The sequence below is a fragment of the Pseudomonas sp. IT-P294 genome (genome assembly GCF_949767865.1).
Taxonomy (GTDB): Bacteria; Pseudomonadota; Gammaproteobacteria; order Pseudomonadales; family Pseudomonadaceae; genus Aquipseudomonas.
This window is the reverse complement of the sequence record NZ_CATKQW010000033.1, coordinates 274793-298550: the sequence shown is the minus strand read 5'-3', so window position 1 is coordinate 298550 and position 23758 is coordinate 274793. Positions and strand designations below refer to the sequence as shown.

General features: G+C 57.6%; 29 protein-coding genes, 1 tRNA gene and 1 pseudogene. 7 read left to right on the top strand and 24 right to left on the bottom strand.

Annotation, left to right across the window (positions count from 1 at the left end; translation table 11 throughout):
* Position 1: 1 nt before the first annotated feature.
* Positions 2-400, top strand: coding sequence for a hypothetical protein (locus tag ACM6I0_RS20470; protein WP_414923117.1), 399 nt, complete (start codon positions 2-4; stop codon positions 398-400).
* 64 nt (positions 401-464) lie between these two features.
* Here the strand turns inward: ACM6I0_RS20470 and ACM6I0_RS20465 are convergent, their stop codons facing one another.
* The 8 genes from ACM6I0_RS20465 to ACM6I0_RS20430 form a co-directional block, all read right to left on the bottom strand.
* Positions 465-677, bottom strand: coding sequence for a hypothetical protein (locus tag ACM6I0_RS20465; protein ID WP_414923116.1), 213 nt, complete (start codon positions 675-677; stop codon positions 465-467).
* 104 nt (positions 678-781) lie between these two features.
* A complete protein-coding gene (locus ACM6I0_RS20460; RefSeq protein ID WP_259150869.1) occupies positions 782-976 on the bottom strand; it encodes a hypothetical protein in 195 nt (64 codons plus the stop codon).
* 128 nt (positions 977-1104) lie between these two features.
* A complete protein-coding gene (locus tag ACM6I0_RS20455; RefSeq protein WP_208671991.1) occupies positions 1105-1533 on the bottom strand; it encodes a hypothetical protein in 429 nt (142 codons plus the stop codon).
* Positions 1534-1725: 192 nt separating this feature from the next.
* Positions 1726-2091, bottom strand: coding sequence for a bacteriocin (locus tag ACM6I0_RS20450; RefSeq protein ID WP_285436494.1), 366 nt, complete (start codon positions 2089-2091; stop codon positions 1726-1728).
* A gap of 335 nt (positions 2092-2426) precedes the next feature.
* Positions 2427-2615: a hypothetical protein gene (locus ACM6I0_RS20445; RefSeq protein ID WP_285436492.1), complete on the bottom strand. Its 189-nt coding sequence runs from the start codon at positions 2613-2615 to the stop codon at positions 2427-2429.
* A gap of 186 nt (positions 2616-2801) precedes the next feature.
* Positions 2802-3122, bottom strand: coding sequence for a YbjQ family protein (locus ACM6I0_RS20440; RefSeq protein ID WP_285436506.1), 321 nt, complete (start codon positions 3120-3122; stop codon positions 2802-2804).
* Between the two features lie 143 nt (positions 3123-3265).
* Positions 3266-3448: a hypothetical protein gene (locus tag ACM6I0_RS20435; protein ID WP_208672255.1), complete on the bottom strand. Its 183-nt coding sequence runs from the start codon at positions 3446-3448 to the stop codon at positions 3266-3268.
* 332 nt (positions 3449-3780) lie between these two features.
* A tRNA-Ser gene (locus tag ACM6I0_RS20430) sits at positions 3781-3870 on the bottom strand.
* A gap of 308 nt (positions 3871-4178) precedes the next feature.
* Between ACM6I0_RS20430 and ACM6I0_RS20425 the strand changes: the two genes are divergently transcribed.
* The 3 genes from ACM6I0_RS20425 (at position 4179) to ACM6I0_RS20415 (ending at position 6939) form a co-directional block, all read left to right on the top strand.
* Positions 4179-4868 carry a crotonase/enoyl-CoA hydratase family protein gene (locus ACM6I0_RS20425; RefSeq protein WP_285436490.1) on the top strand — a complete coding sequence of 230 codons (690 nt, stop codon included), beginning with the start codon at positions 4179-4181 and terminating at the stop codon, positions 4866-4868.
* 213 nt (positions 4869-5081) lie between these two features.
* On the top strand, positions 5082-5804 hold the full coding sequence (locus tag ACM6I0_RS20420) for a lysophospholipid acyltransferase family protein (protein WP_414923115.1): 723 nt from the start codon (positions 5082-5084) through the stop codon (positions 5802-5804).
* 163 nt (positions 5805-5967) lie between these two features.
* A complete protein-coding gene (locus ACM6I0_RS20415; protein ID WP_414923114.1) occupies positions 5968-6939 on the top strand; it encodes a magnesium and cobalt transport protein CorA in 972 nt (323 codons plus the stop codon).
* A gap of 91 nt (positions 6940-7030) precedes the next feature.
* Here the strand turns inward: ACM6I0_RS20415 and ACM6I0_RS20410 are convergent, their stop codons facing one another.
* The 3 genes from ACM6I0_RS20410 to ACM6I0_RS20400 form a co-directional block, all read right to left on the bottom strand.
* On the bottom strand, positions 7031-7753 hold the full coding sequence (locus ACM6I0_RS20410; protein WP_414923113.1) for an amidotransferase: 723 nt from the start codon (positions 7751-7753) through the stop codon (positions 7031-7033).
* A gap of 93 nt (positions 7754-7846) precedes the next feature.
* Positions 7847-9991, bottom strand: a complete 2145-nt coding sequence (locus ACM6I0_RS20405; protein ID WP_414923112.1) for a 3-hydroxyacyl-CoA dehydrogenase NAD-binding domain-containing protein — start codon at positions 9989-9991, stop codon at positions 7847-7849.
* A gap of 25 nt (positions 9992-10016) precedes the next feature.
* Positions 10017-11222 carry an acetyl-CoA C-acetyltransferase gene (locus ACM6I0_RS20400; protein ID WP_285436483.1) on the bottom strand — a complete coding sequence of 402 codons (1206 nt, stop codon included), beginning with the start codon at positions 11220-11222 and terminating at the stop codon, positions 10017-10019.
* A gap of 272 nt (positions 11223-11494) precedes the next feature.
* Here ACM6I0_RS20400 and ACM6I0_RS20395 point away from each other — a divergent pair, with 272 nt between their 5' ends.
* Together ACM6I0_RS20395 and ACM6I0_RS20390 are read left to right on the top strand one after the other, a co-directional pair.
* On the top strand, positions 11495-11707 hold the full coding sequence (locus tag ACM6I0_RS20395; protein WP_222590499.1) for a hypothetical protein: 213 nt from the start codon (positions 11495-11497) through the stop codon (positions 11705-11707).
* A gap of 106 nt (positions 11708-11813) precedes the next feature.
* Positions 11814-12636 (top strand): annotated as a pseudogene (locus ACM6I0_RS20390) (c-type cytochrome).
* A gap of 62 nt (positions 12637-12698) precedes the next feature.
* On the opposite strand, the gene ACM6I0_RS20385 reads toward ACM6I0_RS20390, so the two are convergent.
* The 11 genes from ACM6I0_RS20385 to ACM6I0_RS20335 all read right to left on the bottom strand — a co-directional run bounded on the left by ACM6I0_RS20385 (position 12699) and on the right by ACM6I0_RS20335 (position 21688).
* Positions 12699-13514 carry a transglutaminase family protein gene (locus tag ACM6I0_RS20385; RefSeq protein ID WP_285436480.1) on the bottom strand — a complete coding sequence of 272 codons (816 nt, stop codon included), beginning with the start codon at positions 13512-13514 and terminating at the stop codon, positions 12699-12701.
* Positions 13511-14461: an alpha-E domain-containing protein gene (locus tag ACM6I0_RS20380; protein WP_033055742.1), complete on the bottom strand. Its 951-nt coding sequence runs from the start codon at positions 14459-14461 to the stop codon at positions 13511-13513. Before ACM6I0_RS20380 ends, ACM6I0_RS20385 begins: the two co-directional genes overlap by 4 nt.
* A 12-nt stretch (positions 14462-14473) precedes the next feature.
* A complete protein-coding gene (locus ACM6I0_RS20375; RefSeq protein ID WP_090181836.1) occupies positions 14474-15883 on the bottom strand; it encodes a circularly permuted type 2 ATP-grasp protein in 1410 nt (469 codons plus the stop codon).
* 196 nt (positions 15884-16079) lie between these two features.
* Positions 16080-16277 (bottom strand): hypothetical protein, encoded by a 198-nt coding sequence (locus ACM6I0_RS20370; protein WP_414923111.1) that lies wholly within the window; start codon positions 16275-16277, stop codon positions 16080-16082.
* Between the two features lie 4 nt (positions 16278-16281).
* On the bottom strand, positions 16282-16623 hold the full coding sequence (locus ACM6I0_RS20365; RefSeq protein ID WP_090181832.1) for a ribonuclease E inhibitor RraB: 342 nt from the start codon (positions 16621-16623) through the stop codon (positions 16282-16284).
* Between the two features lie 218 nt (positions 16624-16841).
* Complete coding sequence (locus ACM6I0_RS20360; protein ID WP_414923110.1) at positions 16842-17075, bottom strand: hypothetical protein; 234 nt, start codon at positions 17073-17075, stop codon at positions 16842-16844.
* Positions 17076-17230: 155 nt separating this feature from the next.
* A complete protein-coding gene (gene speE / locus ACM6I0_RS20355) occupies positions 17231-18106 on the bottom strand; it encodes a polyamine aminopropyltransferase (protein ID WP_414923109.1) in 876 nt (291 codons plus the stop codon).
* Between the two features lie 267 nt (positions 18107-18373).
* The gene (locus ACM6I0_RS20350) at positions 18374-18565 is read right to left on the bottom strand and encodes a PLDc N-terminal domain-containing protein (RefSeq protein WP_054048570.1); all 192 of its coding nucleotides are present in this window, start codon (positions 18563-18565) and stop codon (positions 18374-18376) included.
* A 63-nt stretch (positions 18566-18628) separates the two neighbouring features.
* Positions 18629-19159 carry a hypothetical protein gene (locus ACM6I0_RS20345; protein ID WP_414923108.1) on the bottom strand — a complete coding sequence of 177 codons (531 nt, stop codon included), beginning with the start codon at positions 19157-19159 and terminating at the stop codon, positions 18629-18631.
* Positions 19160-19231: 72 nt separating this feature from the next.
* Entirely contained in the window at positions 19232-19750 is a 519-nt protein-coding gene (locus ACM6I0_RS20340) for an ankyrin repeat domain-containing protein (RefSeq protein ID WP_414923107.1), read from the bottom strand.
* Positions 19751-19861: 111 nt separating this feature from the next.
* Positions 19862-21688: a long-chain-acyl-CoA synthetase gene (locus ACM6I0_RS20335; RefSeq protein ID WP_414923106.1), complete on the bottom strand. Its 1827-nt coding sequence runs from the start codon at positions 21686-21688 to the stop codon at positions 19862-19864.
* Between the two features lie 343 nt (positions 21689-22031).
* Between ACM6I0_RS20335 and ACM6I0_RS20330 the strand changes: the two genes are divergently transcribed.
* Positions 22032-22310, top strand: coding sequence for a DUF3509 domain-containing protein (locus ACM6I0_RS20330; protein WP_208671975.1), 279 nt, complete (start codon positions 22032-22034; stop codon positions 22308-22310).
* A 200-nt stretch (positions 22311-22510) separates the two neighbouring features.
* Here ACM6I0_RS20330 and mtnC read toward each other — a convergent pair whose 3' ends face one another.
* Together mtnC and ACM6I0_RS20320 are read right to left on the bottom strand one after the other, a co-directional pair.
* Positions 22511-23194, bottom strand: coding sequence for an acireductone synthase (gene mtnC / locus ACM6I0_RS20325; protein WP_414923105.1), 684 nt, complete (start codon positions 23192-23194; stop codon positions 22511-22513).
* A 4-nt stretch (positions 23195-23198) separates the two neighbouring features.
* Complete coding sequence (locus ACM6I0_RS20320) at positions 23199-23744, bottom strand: 1,2-dihydroxy-3-keto-5-methylthiopentene dioxygenase (protein ID WP_414923104.1); 546 nt, start codon at positions 23742-23744, stop codon at positions 23199-23201.
* Positions 23745-23758 lie beyond the last annotated feature (14 nt).

The following is a 23758-nucleotide window of genomic DNA, read 5'->3' as shown; positions in this document are numbered from 1 at the left end:
TGTGGACAGCGTAAAAATTTTCATCATCAAAAATGGCGAGCGCCAAATTGCTGAACTTCTCTGTGACTCCGAGAGGGTAACAATTACTTTAATTATGGAAGATGGTTATCGAAAATCATACACGGGCGACGATTTTTACAAATGCCTGGGTCATGTCAGAGAAGACCATCGAGATGTATCCTTTTTGTGTAAAGGAGCAAAAATAAACGTACATACCTCAAGCATGTCCTCACAAATGTCGTTAGGCGTTAAAGCCTATGAACTGACAATGGGAAAACGAGCATTTAGGCGTGATTTAGTGAGTATTTTTGATTACGAAGAAAATAACCTGACAAACGACCCTGAGGTTCAGGAGCAGTTTTTTATGCGCTGGGTTGACTCTGATATTTCTGACGAATAGCAAACTTATTCAAAAAGAGCCCAGTTCGAACTGGGCTTTTCTTCAGAAAAAAATTGGACTGCTTTCAACTCGGCTCACCCGAAGCGTCGTTACCCGCTATATCCGGGTCTTCCGGGGTGACCTCTACATCGCCGCGTTTTATATCACTCGTGCGCAATTTCTCCTCTGCGGCGTCGTCATCCGGCGGCCGCTGATCGCGGCTTAAAGAATCGGTCGGTGAAGGCAGCGGATATTCAGGGGTGTCGTCGGTTTCGGTGTCTTCCGGATCTGCGTTCATAAGCACCTCTCAAAGGGCCTGAAAATCAGGCCCTGATAGTTCGAGAGGTGATGCGGGGTTGTGTTCGATCAGAGAGATGATCGGTCGATCCGCTCCAATGAGGGTCAATCTTCCTCATTTTCTTCGTCTTCATCCTCTTCTTCATACTCGACGTTACCCACATCACCGGCATCATCGGAATCGTTGAGTGGCACCGTAGCGTCATCCATTAATGAACCTGGATCTTCGTTGCCGGGATCATTGATAAATGGCAGTCCGCTCGGGCCTTTTTCTTCTTTGCCTTCGGTTTCAGGTGTCATGACGTGCCTCGTAGAGTTCAGGGATCTATGAAGTTCGAGGCGGCCTACGGCCAAACGTTCCGATACCCAACAGACAGAAACGAAAAACCCGGCACCAGGCCGGGTTTTTTCTGTCACTCGCTGACGAATCAGTGATTTTTGTTTCTGTGTTTGTTCTTATGCTTGTGGCCGTTTCCAGAATGAGAACCGCCACCGCCGCTGTCAGTGCCCAGGTTGTTGCCGAGAGCGCCGCCTGCTGCACCGCCGAGGCCTGCGCCAATGGTCGAACCAGTGGATCCACCGAGGCGATTACCGATCACTGAACCACCGGCAGAGCCCAGACCACCGCCAATGGCTGCTTCTGTACGGCTTCCCTTGGGAGCGCCGACGGCACTACCTGCCGCGCCGCCCACACCAGCGCCAATCGCCGCGCCTGTGCTGCCGCCCATGCTCTGGCCGACCACGTTGCCCAATACACCGCCTAAACCACCGCCAACTGCCGCAGTGCCGTCACCGGCAGCCATTGCACCTTGAGCGACCAAAAGTCCCAGAAACAACGTGGACAATGTCAAACGCATGATATGAACCTCAAATTCCGCATCGGGGGTAAGAGTACGCTCTGCGGATGGGCGCGAGTCTAGCACCTGCCCCCACTGAATCCGGTCAGCGATGTAGGTTGGACAGCTTTTAATTCGAAGTAAGCGAAAAAGAAACATTCAGATACGAAAAGCCCGGCATTAAGCCGGGCTTTTCAGCAAATCAATTGACAATCAGTGACGCTTGCGACCCAGGTTGCTGCCTACACCGCCACCCAACGCACCACCCAAGCCGGCGCCGATGGTAGAACCGTTCTTGCCGCCCAGGCTGTTACCGATCACCGAACCGCCCGCCGCGCCGACACCGCCACCAATGGCTGCTTTGGTGCGGCTGCCTTTACGTGCAGCAACAGCGCTGCCGGCTGCGCCCGCAACGCCAGCACCAATCGCCGCGCCAGTGCTGCCGCCCATGTTCTGGCCGATCACGTTGCCCAACGCACCACCCAGACCGCCACCGATCGCCGCGGTGCCATCACCGGCAGCCATTGCACCTTGAGTCACCAGAAGTCCCAGAACCAGAGCAGGCAGTGTTAAACGCATGACGAAAAACCTCAAAAATAGGGGGAAACCGAAAAGCCGGGGATTGAATGCTTTTGAGGAGGTAACGTCCACACAAAAACCACCGTACCTCGCAATTAGCGACGGTTGGACAGCTTTTATGGGAAAGGTTTTATGACAGGCAAAAAAAAGCCCGCTGGGGAACGGGCAGGTACTGCTTTCTAACGGATGAGCTGAGACTACGGCGCAAGGTGTGAAAAGTTTGTGAAATTAAATCAACAGGAAAATGATCATTCTTCTGTAGGCCATTTCGCGGAAAATCAGTCCTGGAAAAATGAAAACCCCGCTCTGATAGGCGGGGTCTGAACCGTTGAATGCTACTTCCTGGGAGGCGCCGCCACCCGAGGCAGGAATTTCGTCTTGGCCCCTCGGGGCGCCTTGGATTTCACTTTTTGAGTCTGGACCGGATCTTCGCCAAAACCCGCCACATACTCCGTCTGGCCACATTGCACGCAATTGTTGATTGGAAACTCTGCCCCGTCGTCTTCGATATACGGATCAGCCATAGCTCTTCCCCTCTCAAAGCGGGATCGATACCGGCAAGCCCTATTTGCCTGAAAAATATCGACCACCAAGGCTTTTGAGACTAGCCGGTCATTAGCGGACTTGTAATTCAGATTTTGCCATGACCGACGAATGGACCGCGTCGCTTCCTACAAATCAACCAGACGAATAAACAGATCCACGCCCCCTCACCTCAGCTTCACAGCCGTCCCGGTCACAAACACCACCACCATCCCGCCCTTGCCGCCCGGCATGCTGATCTCAAAATCCAGCCCCACCACCGCATCCGCCTGAAGAGCCCGCGCCCGCTCCTTGATCTCGTCGGTCGCCTGAATTCGCGCTTCCTTCAACGCCCGCTCCAACGTCTGAGACCGGCCACCGAAAAAATCTCGCATGCCAGCGAACATGTCGCGGATAACGTTGACACCCTGCACCGACTCGGCGCTGACGATGTCCAGGTAGGCAGTGATTTGCCGGCCTTCGATGGCGTGGGTTGTGGTGGTGATCATCGGAATTCCTTCTTCACGGGGGCAAGCATTATTCCCCGACAGCCAACTGAAAACAAAAAAGCCCAGCATCGGCTGGGCTTTTGAATTCATATTTCGCTCAAGTATCAGGAAATATCGGGAGTCGGGCAGCGGGCTCAACAAGGTCATAGTAGCTTGATCAACACCGTCGTAATGGTTGCCACGGTTCCAATCAATCCTGTCGCAACAGCCACTGGATACCAAAAAGTTTCACGGGTCATCTTGCCAGCTTCGGCATTCAGTTTGCGTTGTTCAGAGAGCAACTTGACGATCTCTACGTGAACCTTTTCCAGCTCGGCCTGTTTCATGGTCATTTCCTGCATATCTTGCGTACGTCCATCTCGGATAAGGGAGAGCGCCACTTGCGCTGCTCTTTGATTCATTTTGTACCTTTGAGGTACAAAACAAATACCCCACCCCAAAGCAGCTCATTAGAGGTGCAAGCCCCCATGGAAGCACCGAAGCAACTGGCTTTCCAGCATTACTTCCGACACCCCAATGACTTTTCCTACATCATTTCAGGACGTGTCTTCGCCGATTCAGCTGCTTCCAAATCGGCGCAATGACTATTATTCAGTCTCCCAGAAACCACAAAACCCCTGATTTCTCTCGAAATCAGGGGTTCTGGTTACATCGAATTTGGCGGTGAAGGAGAGATTCGAACTCTCGATACAATTTCTTGTATACACACTTTCCAGGCGTGCTCCTTAAGCCACTCGGACACTTCACCGTATCTCGTCAAACATGTTCTGTCTGTCGAGGCGCGCTAATGTAGTCGAAAGCTTTTGCGATGGCAAACTTTTTTTGCAGAATTTTCATGTGCTTAGCGTTTCAGTCGTTCCAGCAGATTCCGGGCCATGGCAAACCTGCCAATCTCCGGCTTCGCGTCCTCTTCTATAGAGAGGGGAATGCGTTGTGGGGGCGGCGGACTACGCTTGCCGGGCGGGGAAAGGGTGACTGGCGGGTCAGTCACGGCGCTTTACCTGGCCTGTCGTGGTGGGTAACGTCTGCCCCAACTTTCATATAAGGAATAGCGTCATGAGTGAGTTGATTTCCTACCATCTCGAAGACGGTATCGCGACCCTGACCTTGAGCAATGGCAAGGTCAATGCCATCTCGCCGGACGTGATTGCAGCGTTCAATGCTGCGCTGGATCAGGCAGTGACTGATCGTGCGGTGGTGATTATTACCGGTACGCCCGGGATTCTGTCCGGTGGTTATGACTTGAAGGTGATGACGTCCGGCCCTAAGGAAGCGGTGGCGCTGGTCACGGCTGGCTCGACCCTGGCCCGTCGCCTGTTGTCGCACCCGTTCCCGGTCATCGTCGCGTGCCCTGGGCATGCGGTGGCCAAAGGCGCCTTCCTGCTGTTGTCGGCGGACTACCGCATCGGTGTCGACGGCCCGTTCAGCATTGGTCTGAACGAAGTGCAGATCGGCATGACCATGCACCACGCTGGTATCGAGATCGCGCGTGATCGTCTGCGCAAGTCGGCGTTCCACCGCTCCGTCATCAACGGTGAGATGTTTAATCCTCAAAGCGCCGTGGATGCCGGCTTCCTCGACATAGTGGTGTCGGCCGAGGAACTGCAAGGCGCGGCGCTGGCGGCGGCCCGTCAGTTGAAGAAAATCAACATGACCGCGCACAAGAACACCAAGTTGAAAGTGCGCAAGGCACTGCTGGAGACGCTGGACAACGCGATCATCCTGGATCAGGAACACTTGGGTTAAATCCAAACGCGCCACACCGAAAAGCCCGACCGTCGTGTCGGGCTTTTTCTTACGCCCATTGTTGAAAACCCAACAACCGCTCTAGAACGCGTCTGACCCACAAGTCGGAAACATGCGCACAAACATCGCCTATCTCCTTCCTCTATAGGCGCAATTGCCGAAAACAGTGCACATCCGTACACTGCGCCACCTTTTGTCCCGGTGGGCCTGCAAATGCTGTTTGTGTTGCGTATGTTATTGATGGGCCTGCACTTTGTTCTGGCGGGCGTGCTGGGAGTGATACTCGGTCTGTGTAGACCGTTCAACCCGGACAACAGCCGTCTGTGCGCGCGCCTGTATGCATGGCCGGCGATGTGTATTTTACGTTTGCGAGTGAAGGCCGACGTCGGGCCGTTGATGAACAAACCCGAGAGCTGCGTGATCATCGCCAACCACCAGTCCAACTACGATCTGTTTGTGTTCGGCAACGTGGTGCCCCGCCGCACCGTGTGCATCGGCAAGAAAAGCCTGAAGTGGGTGCCGCTGTTCGGTCAGTTGTTCTGGCTGGCCGGCAATGTGTTGATCGACCGCGGCAATGCGCACAAGGCGCGCCAGTCGATGCTGACCACCACGCATACGTTGCAGCATGAGGACACCTCGATCTGGGTCTTCCCGGAAGGTACGCGCAACCTCGGTGAAGAACTGCTGCCCTTCAAGAAAGGCGCGTTCCAGATGGCGATTGCCGCCGGGGTACCCATCGTGCCGGTGTGCGTCAGTAGCTACGTCAAACACATGCGATTGAACCGCTGGCGCAGTGGGAAAATTCTGATTCGCTCGCTGCCGGCGATTCCAACCGCGGGAATGAGCCTGGACGACATGCCTCTGCTGATTGCCCAGTGCCGTGAACAAATGCGCGAGTGCATCGAGTCGATGGACCGGCAACTGCAAGCCGCGTAAAAGGAAAGCCCGCCATGCGCGGGTTTTCTTTTGCCTGCGAGCGTTGGCCCTAGAACTCTGCGGTGTTTGCCGACTCTCAAGCAGCAGACACGGCTAAGCTTAATAGTGCTTGCCACTGAGTTTTCGCTGATAAAAAACACTGAATAAGAAGTGAACCAACATCATGGGTAGAGTTGTTGCTGCGGCGGTGTATAGCGCCGGTAAGAAAGTCACCAATATCACCCTCGACGAAGGCGCTGCCTGGGCTGCAAAGCCTGGCCACTTTGTCTGGATCGGCCTTGAAGAGCCGAACGCGCAGGAATTGGCCAACCTGCAACGCCAGTTCAATCTGCACGAACTGGCCATTGAAGACGCCCTGGAAAAACACAGCCGACCGAAGCTCGAAACCTTCGGCGATGCGTTGTTTATCGTCACGTACTCGCCGATCCGCCATGAAGGCAAACTGCAGTTCATCGAGACTCATATTTTTGCCGGCAACGGTTACATCATTACCGCACGCAATGGACATTCGGCGTCCTACGCCCTTGTCCGACAACGTTGTGAGGCGCGTCCGATTCTGCTGGAGCACGGCGAGGATTTCGTCCTCTATGCCATCCTCGATTTCGTCATTGAAAACTACCAGCCGATGGGCGAAGCGATCCATGCCGAGATCGATGAACTGGAGCGCAACGTCCTGTGCAGCGAGTTGAAGGAGCATGACATCCAGAAACTCCACAGCCTGCGCCGGGATGTATTGCGCCTGCGTCGTTACGCGGGGCCGATGGTGGAAATCGGTGAGGAACTGCAAAAGCTGAGCTTTCCATTCATCGACAAGAACATGCGCCCCTACTTTCGCGATGTGCAGATTCACGTAACGCGGCAACTGGAGGACCTGACGACCCTGGCGGACATTGCCAGCCAGACGATTGAGGTGGGCGTTTTGCTGGAGGCGGCACGCCAAAGCGTGGTGCAACGCAAGTTTGCAGCGTGGGCGGCCATTCTGGCATTTCCGACGGCGGTGGCCGGGATTTATGGGATGAACTTCCAGAACATGCCCGAGTTGGCGTGGCAATACGGCTATTTTGCGGTGCTAGGGTTTATTACGCTGGGATGTGTGGCTTTGTGGGCGAGCTTCAAGAAGTCGGGGTGGTTGTAGGCAACACCGAGTCGCCTGGAATATTCGCCAGCAGGCTCGCGCCCACACTGATCTGCGCAACACCGCAGAGCCAATGTGGGCGCTTTTAGCGTCAAACAGCTTCTGGCTTGTGCGCCACAAACCGCATCATCCACTCCGCCACGGTCGTGCCGTGATGCTCATGCTCAAGACTCGCCATGCCCTGGGAATAAACCTGCTCGCCCAGCGCTTCCTGACGGATATCCAGTAACGCTCGCGAGTAATCGTGAATGAATTCAGGATGGCCCTGGAAACACAGCACCTGGTCGTTGATGTGGTACGCGGCGAACGGACAGAAATCGCTCGAGGCGATGACCGTGGCGTTTTCCGGCAGCGACGTCACCTGATCCTGGTGGCTGATCAACAAGGTCAGCTCTTCGCGCAGCGGGCTCATCCACGGCGCTTTCGCAGCCATTTTGTATTTGTGCGTGCCGACGCCCCAGCCTTGGGTCGCGCGCTCGCTCTTGCCGCCCAACAGCAGCGCCAGCAACTGATGGCCGAAGCACACGCCCAGCAGTTTGTCGCCGCGCTCGTAACGCTTGAGCAAGTAGGCTCGCAGGGTTTCAATCCACGGGTCGGTGCCGAAGGAGTCAGCCTTGCTGCCCGTGATGAGGTAGGCATCGAACGTCAGATCATCGCTCGGGTACTCGCCCTGCATCACGTTGTAGACGCTGAATTCGGCCGCGATGGGTTGCTGCGAAAACAGGCGTTGGAACATCTGCCCGTAACCCTGATATTGATCGACCAGTTCTGGACGCAGGATGTCGGTTTCCAGAATGCAGATGCGTAACGACATAAAAAATACCTGACACGTGATGGGAATAATGCACACCCCAGCCTGCCTTGAAACACGGTGGCAAGGCAAGCCCCGGAGTGCGTCATACGTCCCTTAGAAGGCCTCCCCTTTGGCGGCTTTCTCCAGCAGCAACGCAGGCGGCAAAAAACGCTCGCCATATTGCCGGGCCAGGTACTGGGCACGGGCGACGAAGTCTTTCACGCCGTACTGGTTGATGAACTGCAGCGCGCCGCCGGTCCAGGCCGCAAAGCCGATGCCGAAGATCGAGCCAACGTTGGCGTCCGCCGTCGAAGTCAACACGCCCTCCTCCACACAACGCACGGTTTCGATGGCTTGCACGAACAGCAAGCGATCACGCACGTCCTTGGGCGAAATCTGTCCGTCGGCTTTCTCGAAACGGGTTTTCAGCCCGGGCCACAGATGTTTCTGGCCACCGGCCGGATACTCGTAGAAACCGCCCCCTGCCGCTTTACCAGGCCTTTTGTATTCGTTGAGCAGCAAGTCAATCACGGCGAACGCCGGGTGCTCTGTCAGTGGTTTCCCTTCGGCTTGCAGGTCTTTGGCGGTTTGCTGGCGGATATGGCTCATCAGGCTGAGGGATACTTCGTCGGAGATCGCCAGCGGCCCGATCGGCATGCCGGCCTTGCGCGCTTCGGTCTCGATCATCGGCGCGCTCACGCCTTCGCCGAGCATGGCGATGCCCTCGTTGGTGAAGGTGCCGAACACCCGCGAGGTGAAGAAACCGCGACTGTCGTTGACCACTATCGGGGTTTTCTTGATTTGCAGGACGAAATCGAATCCACGCGCCAGGGTTTCGTCGCTGGTGTGGGTGCCTTTGATGATCTCCACCAATGGCATTTTTTCCACAGGGCTGAAGAAATGCAGGCCGATGAACTTCGTTGGGTCCGGCACGGCGGTGGCCAGGCCGCTGATCGGCAAGGTTGAGGTATTGGAGGCGATCACTGCGTCGGGGCCTACGACCTTCTGCGCGGCCGAAGAGACTTTGGCTTTCAGTTCCCGGTCTTCGAACACCGCTTCAATGATCAGATCGCAACCGGCAAGATCCGCATCGCTCTGTGTGGTGTGAATCCGCGCCAGAATCGCCTCGCGCTGCTCGGCAAGCATCTGCCCGCGGGCGACTTTCTTGTCCAGCAGCGCTGCCGAGTGCGCCTTGCCCTTCTCCGCTGCCGCGAGCGTGACGTCTTTGAGCACCACTTCAATACCGGCCGATGCGCTAACGAACGCAATACCGGCGCCCATCATCCCGGCACCGAGTACGCCGACTTTCTGCGTCACGTAAGGAGCAAACCCTTGAGGTCGCGAGCCGCCAGCGTTGATCTCGTTGAGTTGAAACCAGAATGTACCGATCAGGTTTTTCGAGATTTGGCCGGTGGTCAATTCAGTGAAGTAGCGGGTTTCGATCAAGTGCGCCGTGTCGAAATCCACTTGGGCACCTTCCACCGCCGCACAGAGAATTTTCTCCGGCGCGGGCAGACAGCCCTGGGTTTTACTGCGCAGGATCGACGGCGCGATGGCCAGCATTTGCGCAACTTTCGGGTTCGACGGCGTGCCACCCGGAATCTGATAACCCTTCACGTCCCAACGCTGAACGGCCGACGGATTGGCCACAATCCAGGCCCGCGCCTTGCTCAGCAACTCATCGTGATCCTTCGCCAACTCGTCAATCAATCCCGCCTGCAACGCTTGTTGCGGCCGGACTTTTTTACCCTCGAGCAAGTAAGGTAAAGCCTTTTCAATCCCCAGCATGCGCACCATGCGCACCACCCCGCCGCCGCCCGGCAATAAGCCAAGGGTCACTTCCGGCAAGCCAAGTTGCACCGATGGATTGTCCAGTGCCACCCGGTGATGACACGCCAGGCAGATTTCCCAACCGCCGCCTAATGCCGCGCCATTGATCGCGGCGACCACCGGTTTTTCAAGTGTCTCCAGCGTACGCAATTGGCCCTTGAGGGTCAGCACCATGTCGTAGAAGGCTTTGGCTTCGGGTTTGCCGACCTTGATCAATTCATTGAGGTCGCCACCGGCAAAAAAGGTTTTCTTGGCCGAAGTGATGATCACGCCGGCAAGGCTGTCCTTTTCGGCCACCAGTCGGGCAACGCAGGTGGCCATGGCCTCGCGATAGACCGCGTTCATGGTATTGGCACTCTGGCCCGGCATATCGATGGTCAGGACGACGATCTGGTCCTGACCTTTTTCGTAACGAATGGCTTCTGTCATGTCATTTGTTCCTTAAGGTCGGGGCTCAGAGGCGTTCGATGATGGTGGCAATGCCCATGCCGCCGCCGACACACAAGGTCGCAAGGCCGTAGCGCAGGCGCCGGGTTTCCAGTTCATCGAGCAAGGTGCCGAGAATCGCGCAGCCCGTGGCGCCCAGCGGGTGCCCCATGGCAATGGAGCCGCCGTTGACGTTGACCTTCTCCGGGTCGATGGCCATGTCCTTGATGAATTTGAGCACCACCGAGGCGAAGGCTTCGTTGACCTCGAACAGGTCGATGTCTTCGACCCGCAGCCCGGCCTTGGCCAATGCCTTGCGCGTAGCCGGTGCGGGGCCGGTGAGCATGATGGTCGGATCGGTGCTGGTCACGGCAGTGGCAACGATCCGCGCACGCGGCTGTAACCCGAGCGCCCGGCCCTTGGCCTCGGAGCCGATCAACATCAGCGCCGCGCCGTCGACGATCCCGGAGCTGTTGCCCGGTGTGTGCACGTGGTTGATCCGCTCGACATGGCTGTACACGCGCAATGCGGTGGCATCGAAACCCATTTGCCCCATCATCTCGAAACTCGGCTTGAGTTTGGCCAGGCCTTCGAGGGTCGATTCGGCGCGGATGAACTCATCGTGATCGAGCAGGATGATGCCGTTCTGGTCCTGTACCGGCACCAGCGACTTGTTGAACGAACCATCGGCCCGCGCCCGCGCCGCTTTCTGCTGGGAGTGCAATGCGTAAGCATCGACGTCCTGACGGCTGAAACCTTCGATGGTGGCGATCAGGTCGGCGCCCACGCCTTGCGGGGTGAAATGGCTGTGCAGGTTGGTTTCCGGGTCCAGCGCCCAAGGGCCGCCGTCGCTGCCCATGGGCACGCGAGACATGGACTCGACGCCGCCGACCACCACCAGGTCTTCGAAACCGGAACGGACTTTCATCGCGCCCAGGTTCACGGCTTCCAGTCCCGAGGCGCAAAAGCGGTTGATCTGCACGCCTGACACGCTCACGTCCCAATCGGCCACTTGTGCCGCGGTTTTGGCGATATCGGAGCCTTGATCGCCGATTGGCGTGACACAGCCGAGCACCACGTCATCCACTTGGCTGGTGTCCAGAGACAGGCGCTGTTGCAATGCCGTAAGCAGCCCGGCCACCAGATTCACTGGCTTGACGCTGTGCAGCGAGCCCTCAGGCTTCCCTTTGCCACGGGGCGTGCGTAACGCGTCGAATATCAAAGCTTGAGTCATGACGTCCTCGAACCTGGCGGTGAGTAAACACTGAGCCTCCACCTTATTCCGAGCCCACGCCGATTCAATGACCGCAATGCTCACTGGCGTTGACGGACACGCTCAGACGGACGGTCGCCAACCCGTCGATTAACCGATTCACGCCACCAAGCTGTCTAGCAAAAGGGCGCCCAAGAAGCTGGCAATAGGCCTCATGCCTTTTTAATAGCCTGTAGCACGCGAACCATATGAAATGGATCTAAACCAAGCGTGACGCGGGCTCTAAGGTGAACATGTACGAAGTTGTCGTCGGGTTTTGCCGAGGCACTCGTCTTACAGGAAGTGCAGCGCTCGCCGTCATGGAGATATGCAGGCAGGCATCAGGAAATAACAAAAAAGGCGGTCAAGCCATGTTCAAACATTCGAAAGTACGTCAAGCCGGGCTCATTTTATTCGCCACTACACTGTTGTTGATTTTGCCGAACCTGACGAAAGTGATCGGCTAGTCGATCAATTAACGGTGCCAGGTTTTTATATCGCCCACTTAAAAATGTGACTGGCTCGCTACCCGGGCCAGCGTGGGTGTGCCAACCTTTACGGCATATTCACGACATGGACGGCGATCATTTTGAAAACGCTTATTTTGTTCGGGGCCTTGCTGCTCAGCTCGCCCCTGTATGCCGCACAGCTGAATCTGGAGCTGGGCGAGAACAGTCGCACCTGGCAAACCGAAGAGTTGCTCAAGCATCCTCAAGCCCAGACCATCACCATCAGTAACGACGTTTCCTACAAACAGAACATGAGCTATCGCGCCGTTCCGTTGAGCGCGTTGTTGACCGGCATCAAGCCTGACGACCATCTGCAAGCCGTGGCGCTGGACGGGTTTGCCGCGGAGTTGTCGGCGGCGCCGTTACTCAATGCCAAGGGCGCCCGCGCCTGGTTGGCGATTGAAGACCCGGCCAAGCCGTGGCCGGCGTTATCTGAAGGCAAACCCGGTGCCGGGCCGTTTTATCTGGTCTGGACCGATCCACAGGCGGGCGACATCAGCCCCGAGCAATGGCCATTCCAGGTGGCAAGCATCAAGCGCATGGCGCCAGTGGCCGAGCGCTTCCCTGCCCTGTTGCCGGATCCGGCGTTGAAGGCAGACGATGCCGTTAATAAAGGCTTTGCGCTGTTTCAGAAAAATTGCCTCGCCTGTCATCGACTCAATGGTGCGGGGGACGCGCAGTTTGGGCCGGACCTGAATATTCCGTTCAACCCGACCGAATACTTCGGGGCGGATTTTCTCAAGCGCTACATTCGTGATCCGCAGAGTTTGCGCCAGTGGCCGCAGGCGAAGATGCCGGGGTTTGCGCAGTCGGTGTTGCCGGATGGCGATCTGGAGATGTTGGTGGGGTATTTGAAACACATGGCGGGGCGCAAGGTTAAGCCCTGACATCAATCCCATTGTGGGAGCGGGCTTGCCCGCTCCTACAGGTTTTGTTGTGGTGTTGCGGATTATTGTTGCTGAACGGAGATTACCGGTGCCGGCATCGGCGTTGGCGATACAAACACCTTCGCGTGCATCTGCTCACACCCACCACCGCGCCGCATGCCGCGCACCGGGCAGGCGTCCAGATAATCAAGGCCCACGGCCAGTTTCAAATGGCGCTCCGGACGGGCCAGCTCGTTGGTCACATCGAAGCTGTACCAGGCGTCATCCAGCCAGGCTTCTGCCCAGGCATGACTGGCCAGGTGCTCGCAGTTCTCGCTGTACAAATAACCCGACACATAACGCGATGGAATGCCCAGGCTGCGCGCACAGGCGAGGAACGCATGGGTGTGATCCTGACAGACGCCTGCACGCCCGGCGAAAGCCTGGGCGGCGCTGGTGTCGACTTCGGTGGATCCCGGCGTGTAGGTCATGTGCGAGTTCAAGCCATGCATCAAGTCGATCAGCGCGGTGCGATCCCGACGTTTCTTGCATTCTTTTTCCGCAAATGCGCGCAGGGCTTCGTCCGCTTCTGTCAGCCGGGTGAAGCGCAGGAACGGCAGTGCCGACTGGCTTTCATGCTCGGCTTCCCTCAACTCGTCAATGTCGACCTGGCCACGGGCGCCGATGATGATCGCTTCATGCGGCTCGTCCATGGTCAGCACATGCAGGATATTGCCGAACGGGTCGAGTTGCGCACGCACCGGGCGCGGCAGGTCGAGCTGCCAGCTCAGAACGTGCTGGCGCTCACTGTCGTGGGGTGTCAGTCGCAAATACTGGATGCTCGCCCGCACCTGATCTTCGTAGTGATAGGTGGTCTCGTGGCTAATGGAAAGTCTCATGCAGCCTCCAGGTAGGAACTGTGAATGGCGTTACCCAACTGGCGCACCAGCGGGATGAACTCGGTCAGCCAGGCGTGCAGGCCTTCGTCGAGAATTTCGGTGATGCCGGTGTAACGCAGGCGCGCGTCCATCTCAGCCGCCAGACGTTGCGCGGGACGGCCGTTGGCCCCCGGCAACTGGGCGAGGATCTGGTCGATTTCTTCGGTGCAGGCGCGCAGGGAACGCGGAACGTCCGCTCGCAGCAACAGCAGCTCGGCGACATGGCGGGCGCCGGGCGCGTCGCGATAGATTTCGGTGTACGCCTCGAACGAGGACAACGCCCGTAGTAACGCGCTCCACTGGTAATAGGCGTGAGCGGTGCCGTCGCTGACCGCCTCGGCCTGATCGCCGGCCATTTCATAGCGGGCGTCGAGCAGGCGCAACGTGTTGTCGGCCCGCTCGATAAACGTCCCCAGGCGAATGAAGCGGAACGCATCGTTGCGCATGATCGTGCCGTAGGATGCGCCGCGAAACAGGTGGGAACGCTCCTTGATCCACTCGCAGAAACGGCTCATGCCATATCGGCTCAAGCCCTGATCGGCGATCCCGCGAATTTCCAGCCAGGTGGCGTTGATGTTTTCCCACATGTCGGCGGTGATTCGCCCACGCACCGCGTGGGCACTGGCCCGTGCAGCGCCAAGACAGCTGTAGATGCTGGCCGGGTTGGCGGCGTCCAGGGCGAAGAAATGCAGCAGTCGTTCGGCGTGCAAATCACCGTGGCGCTCCAGGTAATCGTCCAGGGTGCCGGTGATCAGCAATGGCATGGCCAATTCGTGCAGACCGTCACCGCGACCATCCTGTGGCATCAGCGACAGCGAATAACTGATGTCGAGCATCCGTGCGAGGTTTTCCGCCCGCTCCAGGTAACGCGACATCCAATACAAATCCGAGGCAGTTCTACTTAACATGGCAAGCTTCCTTCAATCCTCGACTACCCAGGTGTCCTTGGTTCCGCCGCCTTGGGATGAATTCACCACCAGGGAGCCTTCGCGCAGGGCGACACGGGTCAAACCGCCGGGCACAACCCGTGTTTCGCGGCCAGACAATACAAACGGACGCAGGTCGATGTGGCGTGGGGCGATGCCGTTTTCGACAAAGGTCGGACAGGTCGACAATGACAACGTCGGTTGCGCGATGTACGCATGGGGTTTGGCTTTGATCCGAGCACGGAACGACTCGATCTCCGCCGCCGTCGCCGCCGGCCCCACCAGCATTCCGTAACCGCCGGAGCCTTGGGTTTCCTTGACCACCAGGTCTGGGAGATTGGCCAGCACGTGGGACAGTTCCGAGGGATTACGGCACTGGAACGTCGGCACGTTCTTCAGGATCGGTTCTTCATCGAGGTAGAAACGGATCATGTCCGTGACAAACGGATACACCGACTTGTCATCCGCGACCCCGGTGCCGATGGCATTCGCCAGCACTACGTTGCCGGAGCGATAGGACGACAATAGCCCTGGCACGCCGAGCATCGAATCCGGGTTGAACGCCAGCGGATCGAGGAACGCATCGTCGAGGCGTCGGTAAATCACGTCGACGGCTTTCGGCCCGTCCGTAGTGCGCATGAACACCTTATCGTCGCGCACGAACAGGTCCGCGCCTTCCACCAGTTCAACGCCCATCTCCCGCGCCAGGAAGGCATGTTCAAAAAACGCGCTATTGAAGCGGCCCGGCGTCAGCACTACCACGCTCGGGTTATCGATCGGGCTCGAGCTTTTCAGGGTATCGAGCAACAGATTCGGGTAGTGGTCGATGGGCGCGATGCGCTGGGCCGCGAACAACTCGGGGAACAGGCGCATCATCATCTTGCGGTCTTCGAGCATGTAGCTCACGCCGCTCGGTGTGCGCAGATTGTCTTCGAGCACGTAATACGTGCCGTCGCCATCACGTACCAGATCGACGCCGGAGATGTGCGAATAAATATCGCGGTGCAGGTCCAGCCCCTGCATCGCCAACTGGTATTGCTCGTTGGCGAGCACTTGTTCGGCCGGGATGATGCCGGCCTTGATGATGCGCTGCTCGTGATACAGGTCGGCGAGGAACATGTTCAACGCCTTGACCCGCTGGATACAGCCGCGTTCGACAATCCGCCATTCGCTGGCGGGGATGCTGCGGGGGATGGTGTCGAAGGGAATCAGGCGCTCTGTCCCCTGCTCATCACCGTAAAGCGTGAACGTAATCCCGGCGCGATGAAACAGCAGATCGGCCTCGCGTCGCCGTTGTGCCAAGAGCTCGTCAGGCGTCTCGGCCAGCCAACGGGCAAACTCCCGATAATGCGGGCGGACCTGGCCGCCGGCATCGTACATCTCATCAAAATAGGTGCGGATCATGCCGTACTCCTTGTCACCCGGACATCTAGGCTTCGCAAGGCCCGTGCCATCGGCAGAAACGCTTTGATATCAATCAGTTGGATAATGACCCCGTTTGCACCGCACCAATCCTGTGCAGCAAACGCCCCAACCTGATCGCCCCCGCTTCATTGCAAGGCGAAGTACTCGCCTATCACCAGCATAGTCAGAGTTGATTTCACTGCCCGATAGTCGATACCGATAATCCGTGCATCCGCTGCAAAACCTGACCGAAACTTCCCTTTAGCCGCCTGCTCAGGCGGTTTTTTTTTGCGCCGGATTCTTGTTTCAGGGTTTTGCCGAGGGGATTGCCGGCCACACAAACGAAAACGGCCAACCCGAAGGTCAGCCGTTGCTGAGCGTTGTCACTGTTCATAGCATTATGCGAGTAGCCCTCGTACCTCCTGCTTGACGCCCCACCCTTCGATGATGCCGCCCAGAGGCTCGACCACTGCCTCGAAATCCTGCTCAAAGTCGCCAATCCCGTCATAGGTGGCATACATCACTTTGCTCAGTTCCAGGGCCCATGCGCCGTCATCGCGCACGCTGATTTGTGCATTCAAGGATTCACCACAGTAATGCCCTGCCGCCCTGCGTGCCCGCTCCTCATCCGGGAAAATGGCGTAGAACTCGATGGGATGGAATCGTGAAAAGTCAAAACCGCCTTCTTTCATGCGGCGCAACACGCTGCTGCTGATGTCTTCTTGATAGGCTGTGCTCATGAAACGTCCCCCTCAAATTGATGGATAGACTTTCCGTATTCCCGGCACTCGCAACCGATGGGTGCGAGCGATGCGGCAACGATGTTGCCGGTGGGAAGCAAGCATGTAGCTGACAAGACCAGACCTTAGCGATCCGTTCGCTGATCTCGAATGCAGAGTAGCCCCAACTCAGAGCCGCTGCCAAGGCCTGGTGTTTCAAGAATGTGCCAGAAGGTGTATCAGACGGGAGCAATACCGAGGATTTCAATGCTGTTTTGGGCTTTTAGACTTTTGACACTCGCATCAGCCGTTCGCCCTTCCAGATCATTCAGATCCAGTTTGGCGGCGACAGGAAAAAGTCTTTCCTTGAGGAGTTCGGCGGCTTTCTCGTTATCCGGGCAATCGTCGCACTCGAAGACTTCGTCGACTGTTTCACCGTGATCATCCACGAAAGTGATTTTCCACTTTTGCATCAGTGCCTCCTCGAACAAACCCGCAAATGGGCTTACCTCTATCTGGACTTTTGGCCTGACTGATCGTTCAACGGACTACACCGTAAACGCATGAAATATATAACCTGTGGGCGCGAGCCTGCTCGCGCCCACAGGGTCATGAGTACATCTTCAGTTTAGTCGTTGCTCGGCTTGTTCACGGCTTGCAGCACGTATTGCGGCAAGGCGAAGGAGCCGATGTGGATTTCCGGGTTGTAGTAGCGGGTGACGATGCCGCTGCCGGCGAAACGCTGTTGCAGGGTTTCACGGGACAGTTTGCGATACGCGGTATTGGTCGCGCCCCACGCAAAGGTCATCGAGCCACCGATGTAGGTCGGCACCGCGGCCTGATAGAAGTGCCAGTCCGGGAACAGGCTGCGCAAGCGGCCGGCGGTGGTTTTGACTTCTTCGATCTGCATGAACGGCGTGCCGTTCTGCGTGACCAGAATGCCGCCTTCGTTGAGGCAGCGACGGCACGCCTGGTAGAAGTTTTCCGAGAACAGCACTTCACCCGGACCGATCGGATCGGTGGAGTCGGAAATGATCACGTCGAATTTTTCAATGGTGGTGGCGACGAAACGCATGCCGTCGTCGATCACCAGGTTCAGGCGTGGATCATCGAACGCACCTTTGGAGTGGTTCGGCAGAAATTCCTTGCACATGTCGACCACAGTACCGTCGATCTCGACCATGGTGATGTGCTCGACGCCGCCGTGCTTGGCCACTTCACGCAACATGCCGCCGTCGCCGCCACCGATGATCAGTACGCGCTTGGCGCTGCCGTGCGCCAGGATCGGCACATGGGTGAGCATTTCGTGGTAGATGAATTCATCGGCTTCGGTGGTCTGAATCACGCCGTCCAGCGCCATCACTCGACCCATGCGCGGGTTTTCGAAGATCACCAGGTGCTGGTGTTCGGTGCGCACTTCGTGCAGCAGCTTTTCCATGCGAAAACGCTGGCCGTAGCCTTCGTAGAGGGTTTCCAGGTATTCGCTGGTCGGGGTCGTGCTCATGGGAAGTGCTCCGAGGAATGCGGATGGCAACGGACGGTTACCCGCCCATGATGGCCAATCGATCGGCACGATTGACCGGGAAAGGCGCGCATTCTACGTCGCGGAATATGACAGGTCGAACCTTCGTCGGCCGGGTAGACACAGCACATTGTGGGAGCGAGCCTGCTCGCGATGCCGTCACCGCTGTTATTCAGTCAAACCGCGTTATCGTTCATCGCGAGCAGTCTCGCTCCCACAGGGGAAAGCGAGTCTGTTTTGATTGCGTGCTCAGATTCGGACGTTACCCCGTGGCCCGGCAATGGCCCAGATGATCAGGCCCAGCACCGGCAGCAGCAGGATCAGCAGCACCCAGATGATTTTCATCCCTGTTTCAGCGCCACTTTTGAGCACGTTGATGATTGCCCAGATATCCAGGGCAAGAATGATCAGGCCAACCAGACCGTTGAACGTGGAACCCATGGTGTCGCTCCTAAGAGTGGTATGCACTCTTAGGATAGCCGGGCCTTGCGAGGGTTCCGTTATTTAAACGTGAATCGCGACTTTGAGGGCTTCGAGCGAAGGCGCGGCAGCGATTCCGACTTCGGCGCACAGCTCCAGCACGCGAGGCACGTCGTTGCCGAAGACCAGCACCACTTGCAACTCGTCATCGAGCAACTGACTGAAGTTCATCAGCGTGTAACCGCCGTTTTCCTTGTTCATGCTGCCCATCTGCACCTGAATGCGGTTGAGCGCGGTCAGGGCTTCGGTTTTCGCCAGCTGCTTGGGTTTGATGTTGAAATCCACCCCGGGGCCGAACGAGGCGACGATCTGCGCGAACAAATCCATGTAGGTGTCGGCCTGGAACAGCACGGTCTCCGGCAGGCTGCCGACAACCACCCACTCGCCCAGCGGAATCGGGAAGGTGTCGTCGTAGTTGATATCCGGATTGGCCGTCAGAAAAGCTTCGGGATCGGCGTAGGCCTGGGCCGCTTCCTCAGCGACTTTCAGGATTTCGTCATCGCTCATGCACCCGGAGCTGATTTTGCTGATGAGTTCGACGAGTGCGGCTTTCATGGGCGGATCCTGTAGCGAGTGAAATTTGAGGGCGCGAAGGATAGCGCATTACGCCCCCCAATCCGTAGCCGATCAGCCGAGCAGTTTCTGCAATTGCGCGGTGGTATCGACGGCGCCCATCGTTTTCGCAGCGTCCAGCGCCGACACGCCATTGGCGTCCCTGGCTTTCGGGTCGGCGCCTTTGCTGATCAGGTAGTCGACGATTTCGACGCGGTTGAACATCGCCGCCATCATCAGCGCAGTGCGACCTTCAAACGACGAGCCTTCGACTTGTGCGCCACCGTCCACCAACGCCTTGACCACCGCCAGGTCGCCTTTGAACGCAGCACCGGCAATCGGGCTCTGGCCGTTGTCGTTGCGGATTTCCGGGTCGGCCTTGTGTTCCAGCAGCACTTTTACCGTGTCCACATGACCGTGGTACGCGGCGAGCATCAACAAGGTGTCGCCCTTGTGGTTGCGCAGGTTCGGCGGCAGCCCTTTGCTCAGCAGCGCGGCCATCATCGCCGCATCGCCCTCGCGCGCTTTGTTGAAGACCTGCTCGGCAAATTCGGCGGCTTCTTCGGGGGTCATCTGGCGGCTTTGGTCTGACATCGGGCACTCCACGTTCGGTTATTCGCAAAGGCGACAGTTTCCCGAGCAGCCCCGAAGCTGTCACTTCTTTTTTCTCAAGCGCCGCCATAGCCACCTTCAATAGCGCTGCTTTCAATAACGAAAAGCGCCGCCGTGAATATCCGCCAGCAACTGCGGAGTGACTTGCACATAAGTCTGGGTGCCGGGCAGCCACGCATAGATCGGGTCGCCGCCGGTTTTAGCCGGGTCGAAGGCTTCGTCCTTGAGCCGGGTCTTCTGGTACTTGAAGGTACCGGTGGTCTCCATTTTCACTTTCACCCGCAGGAAAAGCGGCACTGCATACGCGGGCATTTGCTCGCGGGCAAACGCTAACAGTTCGCTGAAGTCCAGGGTCGCCAGGGACTCCGCCGGTGTGATTGCGGCCATGCCGGCTCGTCCGTTGGTGTTGCGGATTTCGACGCCGTAGGCCACGGCTTCGCAAATATTCGGGTGTTGCAGGAGGATGTTCTCGACCTCGGTGGTCGAAACGTTCTCACCCTTCCAGCGGTAGGTGTCGCCCAGCCGGTCGACAAATTGCGCGTGACCAAAACCAATGTTGCGCAGCAGATCGCCGGTGTTGAAGTAACGGTCGCCTTTAACGAACACGTCGTGAAGGACGACTTTCTCGGTCTTTTGCGGATCGGTGTAACCGTCCAGAGGCGCCTTGTCGTCAATCCGCGCCAGCAACAGGCCCTGCTCGCCTTTGCCGACTTTGCGCATGAACCCATTGGCGTTTCGCGTCGGCATGCCGCTGTCATGGTCGTAGGCCACCAGCTCCCAGGCCATCAAGGAGAAACCGATGGTGTTGTCAAAGTTGAGAATGTTGCTGAACCCGATGTTGCCGTCGCTGGCGGCATACAGCTCACAGATGTGCCCGACGCCAAAGCGCGTCTTGAATTCGCGCCAGGCGCCGGGACGCAGGCCGTTGCCGATCATCTTGGTCGCCGGGTGCTGGTTGTCGTCGGCGCTGGGTGGTTGATCCACCAGGTAGCGGCACAATTCACCGACATAGCCCAGGGTGGTCGCCCGATACTTGCGCACGTCATGCCAGAATTGGCTGGCGCTGAATTTGCGGCGGATGGCAAATCCTGATGCGCCGTTGATCGCCGAGCCCCAACACACGCAAAGCCCGGTGGCGTGATACAGCGGCAAGGTGCAATAGACCACATCCTCGGGCTGCATATTCAGGGCGATCAGGCCGAAGCTGACCGAGCTGCGCATCCAGCGACCGTTCTTGAAGACGCCCGCCTTGGGCAATCCGGTGGTGCCCGAGGTGTAGATATAGAAACAAGGATCGTCGAAAAAGACCTGCCGGCTGCTGACGGGGTTCTCGCTGGACGCGTTGGCGGCGTCAGTCATCAGATTGATGAACCCGGCGGGCGCGACACCGGGACGGCTGTAGGTGTCTTGATCGGCAACGAACCAGGTGCGCGTCGTCTCGATCGATACCCGTTCGCGGACCGCATTGAAGGCCGGGACCAGTTCTTCACCGACGATGATCGCCACAGGCGTCACCAGGTTCAGGCTATGGGCCAGTGTGTCGCGGGTTTGCGAGGTATTGAGCAAGGCACTGATCGCACCGACCTTGGCCACGGCCAATATCGTCACCAGCAGTTCCGGGCGGTTCTCGAGAAAAACCGCCACCACATCCCCCTTGCCGATGCCTTGGGCAACCAGGTGATGAGCGATGCGATTGGCCCACTGGTTGACCTGTGCATAACTCAGCACCACATCGCCCTGCAGCAACGCTGGGCCATCTGGATTGCGCAAGGTCGCTTGCTCGAACGTCCAGCCGAGGCCACACGGTTGGGTCGGGTCCTTGACGTTGGCGACCTTCATGCCTTTCACCACGCGGGGAATGGTTTTGGCAATGGTAGGCAGCTTACGGAGCATCATGCCCCAGGTAATCGTGTCGCTCATGCGTGCTCCCGTTAGTTCTTTTTTATTGTCGGGCGGCGTTCTATGAAACCGAAAATACGTCAGCGGTTCTTGAGCTGTACACGCGGTTTTTGAAATGTTTTGTATCTGCATAGCGGGTTGAAAACCGTGAACCTCAGCGCGGCCAAATGGTTCCATTGAATCGTGCCCGACCACGCAAAATGCAGGATGCACGATGGCCTTTCATGCAGTTTGCACGAATCCAAAAAACCACCTAAAAATTAACTCGTTGATTTATAAGGATTTTTAAAAAATCGTGTGCTGGCACAATCGCTGCAACTACCTCTCCATGCTTGCTAATCAAGTGCTAACGGAGCTGATAGACATGAGCCTGATCCAAGAAAAATTTACCTCCCTGTTCTCCAACTTCGAAGTGACCACCCAGCCGCGTCCTGACGGTGGCATCCTGCTGACCTTGCGCAGCACCGAAGGCAAAGTGTTCAAGCGTTCGATTTCCTACCAGCAATTGCATGCTGGCGATCAGTTGTCCTGGGTGATCAGTGCGATCCGTCGTGACCTGGCCGAACAAGCCAGCGAACTGCCGCAGATTTCCATGCTGCAAAGCCAGCAACGGTTTGCCCTGCCGACGTATCACTCGGCGTAAAACCTGCGGTTGTATAAGTCAGTACGCAGCAAACAAACAGGCCGTGAGCGCTTTCGCTCCACGGCCTGTTTTGTTTAAGACGGTACACCGATCCCCTGTGGGAGTGAGCTTGCTCGCGATGGTGTGTCAGGCGACATTAATATTGACTGATACAACGCTATCGCGAGCAAGCTCGCTCCCACAGGTTACGGGGTTGGACCTTAGAAAGTGGAAGGGTCGATCCGCGCGAAACTGTCGACGGTCGTATGCCCCGCCAGCTCCCCGCCCTCTCGCGCCAGCCCGCAAGTCGCCATGCCGGCCGTGCGCGCCGCATCAAGTTCTTCGACGATGTCGGACAAAAACAGAATCTGCGACGGCTCGACGCCGATGGCCTGGGTGATGCGCGCATAAGACGACGCTTCACGCTTGGGCCCCGACGTGGTGTCGAAATAGCCGCTGAACAGTGGCGACAAATCCCCCGCCTCCGAGCAGCCGAAAATCAGCTTTTGCGCCTGAATCGAGCCCGAGGAATAAACAAACAGTTTGAAACCTTCCTGATGCCAGCGCTTGAGCGCTTCAACGGCGTCCGGATAAACGTGGCCTTTCAACTGCCCGGCCTGATACCCCTGGGCCCAGACCATTCCTTGCAACGCCTTGAGCGGCGTGGCCTTGCGGTCTTCGGCGATCCAGCCCAGCAGAATGTCGATCACACGTTCGACGTTCGCGTCCGGCTCATGGCTGTCCCGGCGTACGGCCGTCAGTTGCTCGGCCACATCGGCGCGTTCGGTGTGTTGGCGAACGAAGTCCGGCAAGTGTTTGGCCGCGTAGGGAAACAGCACGTCGAACACAAAACTCACCGCGCTGGTGGTGCCTTCAATGTCGGTGAGAATCGCCTTGATCGACATCGGCTCAGTCCTCAAGACGCGGGAAGCGGTTGGCGATGTCTTCGCCGGTGAAGTTGGCCACCCAGCCTTCAGGGTTGTTGAACAGGCGTATCGCCACGAAATGCGGATGCTCGCCCATGTCGAACCAGTGAGGTGTGCCGGCGGGTACCGAGATCAGGTCGTTCTTTTCGCATAGCACCGCATAGACGTAATCGTCGATGTGCAGGGTAAACAGCCCACGGCCAGCGACGAAAAATCGAACTTCGTCTTCGCCATGGCGGTGTTCGTCGAGGAACTTGGCGCGCAATTCGGCTTTTTGCGGGTGATCACTGTTCAGGCTGATCACATCGACCGTGATGTAACCGCGTTCGGTCATCAGTTTGTCGATCTGCTCTTGGTACGCGGCAATCACTTCTTCCTGGCTGGCGCCGGGCTGGATTTTCGCTGTGGCTTGCCAGCGGTCGAAACGCACGCCTTGCTCGGCCAGGGTCGAGGCGATGTCTTCGAAATGGGTCAGCACCTTGTTCGGAATATCAGGGCTTGAGACGTGGTAAACGGACAGGCTGCTCATCAGGGCAACTCCTT